The sequence below is a fragment of the Streptomyces sp. NBC_00726 genome, from assembly GCF_045161735.1.
Taxonomy (GTDB): Bacteria; Actinomycetota; Actinomycetes; order Streptomycetales; family Streptomycetaceae; genus Streptomyces.
Map to the genome: position 1 here is coordinate 6,424,843 of NZ_CP108983.1, position 11,752 is coordinate 6,436,594.

Genomic DNA, 11,752 nt, shown 5'->3' on the forward strand with positions numbered 1-11,752 from the left:
GGAGACGGCACGTCACGGGACCGTAAGCCTTCGGCGTTCGCCCAGCGGTTTCCCTACCGCAGTTCCTGGATACGGACCAGGTTGCCCGCCGGGTCGCGGAACGCGCAGTCGCGGATGCCGTACGGCTGCTCGGTCGGCTCCTGGACCACCTCCGCGTCACCGGCCTGCACCTTCTCGAAGGTGGCGTCCAGGTCGTGGGTGGCGAGCAGGATCCAGCCGTACGTCCCCTTGGCCATCATCTCCGTGATGGTGCGGCGCTCGTCGTCCGTGATGCCCGGGTCCGCGGCCGGCGGCGCCAGCAGAATCGATGTGCTCGGCTGGTCCTTCGGGCCGACGGTGATCCAGCGCATCTTGCCCTGGCCGACGTCGTTGCGGACCTCGAAGCCGAGCGTGTCGCGGTAGAACGCGACGGACTCCTCCGGGTCGTCGTGCGGGAGGAAGCTGGTGTGAATGGTGATGTCCATGAGGATCATGCTAGGCAGCGGGACACAGCCGCGCTTCTCGAATCCTGACCGGTTCCCCGGCCCAGGCCCCGCGGCCCTCCGGACCGCCCCGTTGCCCGAAGAGGCACCCCGCCGTGCCCCGCACCGGACGGGGCCGGGCTGGACGGTGCAGTGGCGGGTCCCCCAGGGTGGAAGACCGGCAGAAGCGGGCGGTCCGCCGCGGCCGCCCCGGTGCGGTCAGGGGAGATGACGGTGAACGCACAGGACCACGACCACGAGCACGAACACCACGTGAAGCCCCCGGAGACCGGGGAGGACCACGAGCGGCTGTCGGCCGACGCCCCGCACGACGCGCCCGCCGAGGCCCCCGCCACCTCGGACGCCCACCACCTCTTCCGGGCCGCCGCCACCGGCCGGACCGACGTGGTCGGCACCGCCGGCATGGGCGTCCTCCAGCGCACCGTCGGCAACGCCGCGCTCGGCCCCGTGATCCAGCGCGCCCGGGCGGCGGCCCCGGAACAGGCCGAGGAGGCGGAGCAGCGCTCACCCGTGCACGACGTCATCTCCTCCGGCGGCGGCACCCCGCTCGACACCGACACCCGGGCCGACCTGGAGCACCGGATGGGCGCCGACTTCTCCGACGTACGCATCCACAACGACTCGGCCGCGCACGAATCGGCGAAGGGCGTCGGCGCACACGCGTACACCGTCGGCAACGACGTCGTCTTCCAGCGCGACGCCTACGACCCGTCCTCGCCCCAGGGCCGTACGACGCTGGCGCACGAGCTGACCCATGTCATCCAGCAGCGCAGTGGTCCCGTCGACGGCACCGAGGCGCCCGGCGGCATCCGGGTCAGCGACCCCTCCGACCGCTTCGAGCGGGAGGCCGTCGCCAACGCCGACCGGGTACTCTCCGACCCGGCCCCGGCACCCCAGGCGGCCCCCGCCACCGCACCCTCCGCCGCACCCGCCGTCCAGCGGGCGGCCACGGAGGACGAGGACGAGCAACCGGCGGACGTCCAGGGGTCGTTCGTACAGCGTGCGGAGGAGAAGAACCCGGAGGAGGAAGAGGAAGCGCCGGCCTGAACCGCTGCCGAACGGACCTGACGCACCGTCAATCGCCTTCGGTGTTCCGCATCGTGCCACCCAGGAACATCGACTCCGCGCACCGCGCCGGCGCCTGCGCGCCCACCGGCTTGCCCACCTTGCGGCAGTCGATCGTCATGGTGACCTTGCCGCCCGCCGGGACCACGATCGGCGTCACGAAGTGGTAGTCGGAGTCCCGGAAGTTCTCCAGACCCAGGCTCAGCACCCGGGTCTCCCGGCCCGCCGAGACCACCAGCGTCCCGGCGTCGCCCTGCGGATTCTGGACCACGATGTCGGTCAGCTGGAACACCTTCCCGGCCGGCACGGTGAGCGCCGTCCCCGTGTTCGTCCCGCCGCCCAGCGCATCCTGCACCCTGACCTGCGCACTCGTCGGCGTGGCCGCTCCCGCGTCGGCCGCCGCCGACGGGCTCGGGCTCGGCGTGGGCTTCGACTCGCCGCCCCCGCCCGACCCGCTCCCGGCGGAGTCGCCCCCGCCCGCCCCGGAACCGCCCGGGCCGCCCTGCTCCGGCGCCTTGCTCTTGTCGGCCGCGGCGGCGGACCGCACCGCTTCCGGGGTGACCGCCTCGCGCGCCGCCGACTTCACGGCCGGGCGCAGCAGCGCGTACCAGAGGCCGACCAGCGCGAGCACCAGGACGGCCGCGGTGATCAGGGCGCGGGGCAGCCAGCGGGGGAGCAGGGGCTCCTGCTCGTAACTGCCGTCCACGAGGACCGGCTCCACCGGATCCTGCCCCTCGGCCACCTGGGTCGCGGCGAACACCTGGAACGGGTGCGTGACCGGTGTGCCGCGCCACATCCGCTTGACGGGACGCACCCGGAGCTTCGCGAACTCCGCCTTGCCTGGCGCCACTTGGAGCTCCGGTGCGGCGAACACCACGCGGGCCCGCTCGGTCCCGGGCTGGGCGCCGAGGCGCACCGTGACCGGGGTGTTGCCCCGGTTGTCGACCGCCAGCTGATGGCGCCCGGCGAGCGCGCCGTGCGAACCGCGCGGGACCAGCTCGGCCGTCGTCCCGGTGAACGGCAGCACGGTCACCCGGCCCTCGGGCACCACCGTCTCGCCCTGCTCACCGGTCGGCACCACCCGGACCCCGAACGGCGTCTCGCCCGCCGGCACCGTCGCGTCGCGGGGCGGCCGCAGCATGAGCGATACGGTGCCCGAGTCGCCCGGGTACAGGGACAGCACGGCCGGCTCCACCGCCGCCCAGGCGGCACACGCGCCGACCACCTCGAAGCGGTACTCCTCGACGGTCTGACCGGAGTTGCGGACCTGAAGGGGGACAGCCGTCTCCGCGCCCGGTGCGGCGCTGACGGTGGACGCGTCGAGGCTTGCCGTGAGACTCATACGGCGGACCGTAAGGTCGCCGCCCAGGTCGTACATCGGCCGTGAAGGAACACTTTCGGGCACATCCGGTGCCCCGCCCAAGCAATTTGGTTTCCTCCTCAATGAACCCGGGCATCTTCCGTGCGCCTCCTCACCGTTGAGGCGCACGAACACGGCTGCGAGGCGTGTGCCAGAAGTGCTTCCGGCCGTCATACAGGGGGAGCACATATGGAGCGCACCACTGTCGCGTTACGGGCTCAGGACCCGATCTCGCAAGCCGGAGTGGCCAGCCAGTTGAGGGCGCGGCCCGAAGTGAACGTCGTGGACTGGAGCGAAGAGGGGCCCTGGCCCGATGTCGTCGTCATGGTCGTGGACGCCGTGGAGGAGGATGTGCTGACGACCCTGCGGCACATCCAGCGGACCACCGACTCCCGTGCCGTGCTCGTCACCACGGACATCGACGAACAGAAGCTGGTGAGCGCCGCGGAATGCGGGGTCGTCGGGGTCATCAGGCGGGCCGAGTCCACCCCCGAGCACCTGGTGCACGTCATCGAGACGGTCGCCCGGGGCGAGGGCCACCTCCCGTCCGACCTGCTCGGCCGGCTCCTCGCGGAGGTCGGCCGGCTCCAGGGCCAGGTCCTCGCACCGCGCGGTCTGCACTTCACCGGGCTCGCCGCCCGCGAGGTGGACGTCCTCCGCCTCGTCGCCGAGGGCTACGACACCGCGGACATCGCCACGAAGCTGGCGTACTCCGAACGCACCATCAAGAACGTCCTGCACTCCGTGATGACCCGGCTGCAACTGCGCAACCGGTCCCACGCCGTGGCGTACGCGATGCGCCAGGGCCTGATCTGACGCGGCCCCGCACCGCCCGACCCCGGCGGCTGCCCCAAAGGGCAGCGGGGGCTACCCGCCGAAAGGGCTGACCTCCCGCTGTGCGCGCGGCGCGCACGGGGGACCGTGTGGGCGCTGTTCTTCGGTGGGAGGTCCGGGTGCGGGGGAGAGAAGCTGTGCGGTGGATTCGGCCGGCTGGACGCCCGCCCGGACCGGCCGGCGCGCGCCGCTCGGCGGCGCTCGCCCTGCTCCTGCTGGCCACCGCGTTCGTCCCGGGACCGGGCCCGGCCGGCGCCGCCCCCGCCGTGCCCGTCCCCCCGGACCCGTGGGTCACCCCGGCGACCGTGCACGAAGCGCTCGACCCGGGCGGTTCCACGAGTGTCGACAAGTCGGTGCGTACGCCGGCGATCCCGCCGAAACCCGAGGTCGTCCTGTTGGTGGACGGCACGAACAGCATGGAAAAACCCATCACCGACGTACAGCAGAACCTGCCGGCCATCACCGAGAAGGTCCTCGCAGCGCAGCCCGGGTCGCGCTTCGCCGTCGCCACCTTCGGAGACCAGCAATTCGACCCCACGGGAGGTGAGTTCGAGGTCCTTCAAGGGCTGACGAACGACCTCGACAAGGTGCAGCAGGGCGTCGACGCGCTGACGACGGACCGGGGCGCCTACAGCATGGGCCCGTCCGAGGACTGGATCAACGGACTCTGGCAGATCGCCAACGGAGCCGGCGGCCAGACGGTCTTCCGGGAGGGCTCCAACCCGGTGATCGTGCTGGTCAGCGACGCGTCCAGCCACGCACCGAGCGCCGGCCACAGTATTGACGACACGATCTTCGCCCTCCAGGACAAGGGCGTCCGGGTGGTCGGCGTCGATGTGGACAGCGCGCTCGGCGACGGGCTCAACGGCACCGGCAACGCACACAACCCGGACTACCCCGACCAGGTCGAGGACCCGCCGACCGACCCGGGCCAGGCCACCCGCATCATCAACGCCACCCAGGGCCGGCTGCTCGAAGGCATCCAAGGTGACCAGGTGGCCCAGGCCATCGTCGACGGCATGGACAACCTCCCCACCTCCGTCGGCCACCAGCTCCAGTCGTGCAGCCCCTACCTGACCGTCGCCCTGGACCCGCCCACCCGGCAGCTGACCAGCGGCGACACCGCCCACTTCGCCGAGACCATCGACGTCGCGGCCGACGCCCCGCAGGGCGCCCGGCTCACCTGTACCGTCCAGTTCCTGCTGGGCCCGCAGATCCCCGGCACGGACAGACTCGCCCCCACGGCCGCGCCCGACCCCGACTTCCAGCAGACGATCACCATCGACGTGAACGACGTGAACGCCCCCGTCGTCACCGTGGGCGACCGCATCGCCAAGGCGGACGACGACGCCGGTACGAGGATCAGCTACTGGGCGACCGCCAGGGACGCCCAGGACGGCCGCCTTCCCGTCACCTGCACCCCCGCCTCCGGCTCCCTCTTCCCGATCGGCTCGACCACGGTCACCTGCACCGCCACCGACTCGGCGGGCAACACCGGCACCGCCACCGCCGTGTTCGAGGTGCTGCCCCCGCCACCGCCGCCGCTGCCCCCGCCACCCGCGACGGACGTCGCCGTCCGGACCGACCTCAGCCCCGGCCGTACGTACATCGGCCGCCCGGCCCACGCCCGCTTCACCGTGACCAACGCGGGCCCGGACACCGCCAGGGACGTCGTCATCGCCACGAGCTGGCCGAAGCCCGGCGGGACGAAGGACCGCACGCTGACCTCCCTCAGCCGCTGCACCGCCGCCGCCCCCTGCACCATCCCGCCCGGCGGCCGCATCGAGGTCACCCAGACCGGCACATACCGGGCTCCGGTCACCGGGGACGTACGCGCCACCGTGAGCGGCAACCTGGGCGAGCTGCACCCCGCCGACAACCAGGACACGGAACGGCTGCGCGTCCTCGAACCCTCCCTCACCGTCACCCCGCAGGTCGCCAAACCCGGCCAGCCCGTCGTGGCGCGCGGCAAGGACTACCCGCCGGGCGAGACCGTGCGCCTGACCTGGAACACCGGCATCACGGCGGACCGCACCGGCATCCGCGTGGACCGCGACGGCACCTTCGAGGTCCAGGTGCTGGTACTGCGCAAGGACACCCTCGGCCCCCGCGTCCTGCGCGCGGACATCACCGGGCTTCCCCGGCTCCGGAAACCCGTCCTGGTGGTCCAGCGCAACCTCCAGCCACCGGACTTCAAGGGCCGTACGTGAGAGGGGCGGGCACCAGGTGATCCACGAGGTGGACGACGTACTCCGGTCCCTGATCCGGGCGGAGGTGCTCGGCGGCGGCCAGATCACGGTCGTCTTCGACGCCCCCACCCGGGAGTGGGCCGCCAAGGTCAACGCCCCCATGGTCAACCTCTACCTGTACGACATCCGCGAGGACATGCGGCGGCGCGAGCGCGGCCTGCACAACGAGTACGACGAACGCGGCACCATCGTGGCGCGCCGCCGCCCGCCGCGCTACTTCAAGCTCTCGTACCTGATCACTGCCTGGACCAAGCGCCCGGAGGACGAACACCGGCTGCTCTCCTCGCTTCTCGCCTGCCTCCTCGCGTACGAGGCGCTGCCCCCCGAACGGCTCGCCGGAACCCTCGCCGGGATCGGGGCCGCCGTCCCGATGTCGATCGCCCTGCCCCCGCCGGAGGACCGCTCCTTCGCCGATGTGTGGAGCGCGCTCGGCGGCGAACTGAAGCCGTCCCTCGACCTGGTGGTGAGCGTGCCCGTGACGGCCTCGCCGACCTACCCGGCGGGACCGCCGGTCGGCGACGAGGGCCTGCACGCACGGTTCGGCGACCTGCCGGCCGCGCCCGGACCGGTACGGGGCGGTCTGCCGGTGTACGGAAGCCGTCCCGGCCGTCCGGTACGGGAGGAACCCGCGGCCTCCGCCGCGCGGCGCGGTCCGGGGGTGCGGATCACGGAGAAACGCGCGGCCACCGATCCGACGACGGAGGACCCCACCGCATGACGTCCCCGGGCCACCCCGACGACGACCTGAACCTGCGTCACCTCCTCGCCCGGGCGGCCGCCGTCGAGCAACGCGTCCGCCGCGCGGTGGAGGCCAGGCAGCACACGGACCCGGACCCCGAGGACGCCTTCCGGGGCCTGTATCTGACGGACGAGAACATCGCGCGGCTGCTGAACGAGGAGGGGGCGCGGGGGTTTCCGGACCCGGTGGGGGTGGAAGAGGAGGACGCCGCCGGCCCTTCCCGGCTCACCGCTCTCGAAACGCACTTCGGGCTGACCCCGCTCGACACCGAGATCCTGCTCATCGCCCTCGTACCCGACCTGGACGACCGCTTCGAGGCGTTCTACGGGTACCTCAACGACGATGTGACCCGCCGGCGCCCGTCCATCGGCCTGGCCCTCGGCCTGTGCGGGGTGTCCCCGGCCGACGCCGTCGCACGCGGCCGGCTGGCGGCGGCAGCCCCGCTCCGGGACGCCGGGCTGCTGCTGGCCGAGGACCTGGACCGCCCCTTCCTCAGCCGGGCGCTGCGCGTGCCGGACCGGGTCACGGCGCATCTGCTCGGCGACGACACGAGGGATGCGCGCCTCGCGGACCTTACGGCGCCCTCGGCGGCGGTCGAGGGCGTCGGCGACCCGGCGGCCCTGGCCCGGGTCCTGGCCGGCGGCGTCCCGCTGGTCTACCTCAGTGAGGACCAGGGCGGCGCGGGCACGGCCCTGGCCGCGTCGGCGCTGGAGCGGGCGGGCCGGAACGTCCTCGGCGTGGACCTTGCCCGCCTGGCGGCGGACCCGGCCCCCGCCGACGCCGTACGCGCCCTGGTCCGCGAGGCACGGCTGACCGGGGCGGGCCTGGTCTGCGCGCCACTGGACGCGGTGTCCCGCGAGCACCCTCATCTGTTACGCCTCCTGACGGCCACCCCGGTACCGGCGGTGATGGTGGGCCGGGTGCCGTGGGACGCCTCCTGGTCCACGGTGCCGCCGCTGCTGGTACACGCCCCGAGGGTGGAGCCGTCGGCGCGCGGGGCGCTGTGGAGCGAGGCGTACCGGCGTACGGGGTCGGGCGCGGTACCGGCCGGCGTCGACCCGGACCGCCTCCTCGCCCCCTTCCTCCTGACGCCGGAGCAGGTCGGGGGCGCGGCCCTGAGCGCCGCCCAGACGGCCCGGCTCGACGGCGGCACCCTCACCCCGGACCACGTGCGCCAGGGGGCCCGCGCCCAGAACGCGGCCGGTCTCGACCGCCTGGCCCGCCGTATCGAACCCGCGGTGACCTGGGACGACCTGGTCCTCCCACCCGACGCCCACGCCCAGCTCCGCGAACTGACCGCCCGCGCCCGGCACCGCGACCGGGTGCTGGGGGAGTGGGCGATGCGGCCGGGCGGCGGCCGGGGGCGCGGAGTCTCGGCGCTCTTCGCGGGGGACTCCGGCACGGGCAAGACCATGTCGGCCGAGGTGATCGCGGCCGACCTCGGTCTCGACCTCTACACGGTCGACCTGGCGACGGTGATCGACAAGTACGTGGGCGAGACCGAGAAGAACCTGGAACGCATCTTCACGGAGGCGGCGGGGGTCAACGGGGTCCTGCTCTTCGACGAGGCGGACGCGATTTTCGGGAAGCGCTCGGATGTGAAGGACGCGCACGACCGCTACGCGAACGTGGAGAGCGCCTACCTCCTCCAGCGTATGGAGTCCTTCGACGGCCTGGCCATCCTCGCCACCAACCTCCGTGCCAACCTGGACGACGCCTTCACCCGCCGGCTGGACCTGGTCATCGACTTCCCGGTCCCGGACGCCCCCCAACGCCTGGTGCTCTGGAACCGCTGCCTGGGCCCGATGCTCCCCCGAGCCGCCGACCTGGACCTCCCCTTCTGCGCCGAGAACTTCGAGCTGGCGGGCGGCAACATCCGCTCGATCGCGGTGACGGCGGCGTACCTGGCGGCGGACACGGGCGGCACGGTGACGATGGCGACGCTGATCCACGCGGTCCAGCGGGAGTACCAGAAACTGGGCAGGCTGACGCTGGCCTCGGAGTTCGGGCCGTATCTGGACCTGCTGACCACCTGATCTCCCGACCCGAGGAGAGGGGGCGGACACCGGTGTCACCCTTGCGCGGAACGGGCCGGGGAGCCACCGTGGTCGGAGCCGGGCTGCCGATGACCGGCTGGAACGATGCCTGTGGCGACGGGAGCCGGTGTGACCGCATTGTCTGTTCTGCCCGACGGAGTTCTGCCTCACACGCTGTACGGCGAGGGCCCGCACAAGGTGATCGCGGTGCACGGCTGGTTCGCCGACCGTTCGGCGTACGACCCGGTGGTGCGGGACCTGGACTCCGGCTCGTTCCAGTATGCGGTGGCGGACCTGCGGGGATACGGCGCGGCCAAGGACGTGGCCGGTGCGTACACGACGGCCGAGGGCGCCGCGGACGTGCTCGCGCTGGCCGACCGGCTGGGCTGGGAGCGCTTCTCGCTGATCGGCCACTCGATGGGCGGCTCCGTCATCCAGCGGACGCTGGCCGCCGCGCCGCACCGGGTGCGCAGGCTGGTCGGCATCTCGCCGGTACCCGCGTCCGGGCTGCCGTTGTCGCCCGAGCAGTGGGAGCTGTTCTCCGGCGCGGCGGCGAGCCCGGAGAACCGGCGGATGATCCTGGACCTCACCACCGGAGGCCGGCGCCCGGCGGCCTGGCTGGACCGCATGGTCCGGCGCTCCCTCCGGTGCAGCGACGAGCGGGCGTTCCGGGCCTGGCTGGACTCCTGGGCGGGCGAAACGTTCCACGACCGGATCGACGGGTCGCCGGTCGAGGCCCTGGCGGTCGTGGGGGCGCTCGATCCGGCGCTCTCCGCCGAGGTGCAGCGGGCGACCTGGATGCGCTGGTTCCCGCGCGGCGAACTCGTCGAGCTGGCTTCCTGCGGCCATTACGCGATGGACGAGGCGCCGCTCGACCTGATCCGGGTGGTGGAGGACTTCCTGCGGGCGGACACGCGTGACGGCGGGGGAACGGTGTGAGCGAGCCCGTCCGGCCGGGGGCCGTTCCCGATGTGTTCGACCCCCGGCAGTACGCGCGCGGAGTGCCCCACGACCGCTACCGGCTGCTCCGCGACCACCGGCCGGTCGCGTGGCAGGAGGAGTACGAGGTGCTGGGCTGGCCGGCGGGCCCCGGCTTCTGGGCGGTCACCCGGCACGCGGACGTGGTCCGGGTCCTGCGGGACTCCTCGGCGTACTCCTCGTACCTCGGGGCCACCCAGATCCGCGACCCCGACCCGGAAGACCTGCCGTTCATCCGTCGCATGATGCTGAATCAGGACCCCCCGCACCACCGGCGGCTGCGCGTCCTGGTGAGCCGCGCCTTCACTCCGAGGCGCATCAGCCGGTTCGAGACCGTCGCCCGTGAACGCGCCCATGCGCTGCTGAGCCGTGCGGTGGCCGGGGCACGGGACGGTGACGGCACCTGCGACCTCGTCAGCGAGGTCACCGACGACTACGCGCTGCTCAATCTGACGGACCTGCTGGGCATCCCGGAATCGGACCGCGGGCTGCTCCTCCACTGGACGCGCCGCGTCATCGGCTACCAGGACCCGGACGAAGCGGGCCCACCGCGACCGGGCCGCGACAGCGCACCGGTCAACCCGCGCTCTCCGGCGGCCCTGCGCGACATGTTCGACTACGCGCACACCCTGGCGGCCCACAAGCGCCGGCACCCCGCCGACGACGTGATGACGGCGCTGGCCACGGACTCCGAACTGACGGCGCCGGAACTGGAGATGTTCTTCTTCCTGCTGGTCGTCGCGGGAAACGACACGGTACGCAGCGCGGCTCCGGGCGGAATCCATCTCCTGGCCACGCACCAGGAGGAGTACCGCAGGCTGTACGACAACGAGGTGGGCATGGCGACCGCCGTGGACGAACTCCTCCGCCGCCACCCGCCGGTGCTCACCTTCCGGCGCACGGCCACCCAGGACACGACCCTGTCGGGCACGCGCATCCGCGCCGGCGACAAGGTGGTCGTCTTCCACGCCTCCGCCAACCACGACGAACGAGCCTTCCCCGACCCCTTCACCCTGGACCTGACCCGCTCCCCGAACCCCCACGTCTCCTTCGGCGACGGCCCCCACGTATGCCTGGGCGCCCACTTCGCCCGCCTGCAACTGCGCGTACTGTACGAGGAACTGACCCAATTCCTGCCACCGACCACCCTCACACCCGCAGCCCCACCGGGCCGCCTGCTGTCGAACTTCATCAACGGACTGAAGTCGCTGCCGGTGCGGGTGACGGACGTCTGAAGGACCCGAGACGCGCGGAGAAGCCATTGCAACATCCGCTCGATAGCGGTGACGGCGGCGGACACGGGGGGCGCGGTGACGATGGCCACGCTCATCCACGTTCGGCAAGCCTGTCACGCAGACTGGAAAAGTCGTCGGTGAATTCCTGGTCGAGAAAATTTAGTCCTTCACGCAGGTACGGCATTGACGCACGCATTCCATAGTTTTCCGGATCCGGGGTGGCGAAGAGATATTGCCAATCGTAGAGACCTCTCGTGAGCAGCATGTTGTCCAAGTAGCTGCTGTAACTGATGTCGAGCAGAGTGGCCCCCTGCCGAAGATCGCAGTACCAGACCTCCGGGGAGTTCTTATTTTCTGTGAACCGGAGTGCCGAGTACGTTCCCGTTCCCCCTACGGGATGTGTTTCGAAGACCCTCAGATCCTCGATGAGTTTTCCCGCTTCCGAGGCGGGATCGAAGGGTGACGGTTGCGGACCGCGGACGACAGCCTCGGCCATGTGGATGATGTGGAACTCTCCTGCGATTTTATCGAACGGTTCACGCGCCCGCCAGGAGAAGAAGAGGTTGGAGTAGCGGTGAAAATTCCTTTTCAAGTCATCGGAAGGTGACGTTTCCTGGACCACGCGCATGATGTTGAACGCGTCCTCGGGGCGTTTCATGTAAATGGCTATGGGGCCGCGATCGTATTTTTCCGTCTGAATGGATGTGCATGCTTGAACCTGCTCAACCGTCTTGCGTAGCCTTGATTCGAACTCTGTTTCCATGACGTCCTTCG

10 protein-coding genes are annotated in these 11,752 nt (G+C 71.7%); 7 read left to right on the plus strand and 3 right to left on the minus strand.

What is annotated here, in order from left to right; translation table 11 throughout:
- Positions 1-53 precede the first annotated feature (53 nt).
- Entirely contained in the window at positions 54-464 is a 411-nt protein-coding gene (locus OG338_RS28490; protein WP_073862304.1) for a VOC family protein, read from the minus strand.
- Positions 465-689: 225 nt separating this feature from the next.
- On the opposite strand from OG338_RS28490, the gene OG338_RS28495 reads away from it, so the two are divergent.
- Positions 690-1,529, plus strand: coding sequence for a DUF4157 domain-containing protein (locus OG338_RS28495; RefSeq protein ID WP_405940095.1), 840 nt, complete (start codon positions 690-692; stop codon positions 1,527-1,529).
- Between the two features lie 28 nt (positions 1,530-1,557).
- On the opposite strand, the gene OG338_RS28500 is transcribed toward OG338_RS28495, so the two are convergent.
- Positions 1,558-2,889 (minus strand): hypothetical protein, encoded by a 1,332-nt coding sequence (locus OG338_RS28500; protein ID WP_405940096.1) that lies wholly within the window; start codon positions 2,887-2,889, stop codon positions 1,558-1,560.
- A 207-nt stretch (positions 2,890-3,096) separates the two neighbouring features.
- Between OG338_RS28500 and OG338_RS28505 the strand changes: the two genes are divergently transcribed.
- The 6 genes from OG338_RS28505 (at position 3,097) to OG338_RS28530 (ending at position 10,978) form a co-directional block, all read left to right on the plus strand.
- Positions 3,097-3,723 (plus strand): response regulator transcription factor, encoded by a 627-nt coding sequence (locus OG338_RS28505; RefSeq protein WP_405940097.1) that lies wholly within the window; start codon positions 3,097-3,099, stop codon positions 3,721-3,723.
- Positions 3,724-3,878: 155 nt separating this feature from the next.
- A complete protein-coding gene (locus OG338_RS28510) occupies positions 3,879-5,951 on the plus strand; it encodes an HYR domain-containing protein (RefSeq protein ID WP_405940098.1) in 2,073 nt (690 codons plus the stop codon).
- A 16-nt stretch (positions 5,952-5,967) separates the two neighbouring features.
- Positions 5,968-6,708 carry a DUF4255 domain-containing protein gene (locus OG338_RS28515; RefSeq protein WP_405940099.1) on the plus strand — a complete coding sequence of 247 codons (741 nt, stop codon included), beginning with the start codon at positions 5,968-5,970 and terminating at the stop codon, positions 6,706-6,708.
- Positions 6,705-8,765 (plus strand): ATP-binding protein, encoded by a 2,061-nt coding sequence (locus tag OG338_RS28520; RefSeq protein ID WP_405940100.1) that lies wholly within the window; start codon positions 6,705-6,707, stop codon positions 8,763-8,765. The genes OG338_RS28515 and OG338_RS28520 overlap by 4 nt, the downstream gene beginning before the upstream one ends.
- A gap of 105 nt (positions 8,766-8,870) precedes the next feature.
- Positions 8,871-9,704, plus strand: coding sequence for an alpha/beta fold hydrolase (locus OG338_RS28525; RefSeq protein ID WP_405940101.1), 834 nt, complete (start codon positions 8,871-8,873; stop codon positions 9,702-9,704).
- On the plus strand, positions 9,701-10,978 hold the full coding sequence (locus OG338_RS28530; protein ID WP_405940102.1) for a cytochrome P450: 1,278 nt from the start codon (positions 9,701-9,703) through the stop codon (positions 10,976-10,978). The genes OG338_RS28525 and OG338_RS28530 overlap by 4 nt, the downstream gene beginning before the upstream one ends.
- 91 nt (positions 10,979-11,069) lie before the next feature.
- Here OG338_RS28530 and OG338_RS28535 read toward each other — a convergent pair whose 3' ends face one another.
- Positions 11,070-11,741 (minus strand): hypothetical protein, encoded by a 672-nt coding sequence (locus OG338_RS28535; RefSeq protein WP_405940103.1) that lies wholly within the window; start codon positions 11,739-11,741, stop codon positions 11,070-11,072.
- Positions 11,742-11,752: the final 11 nt, after the last annotated feature.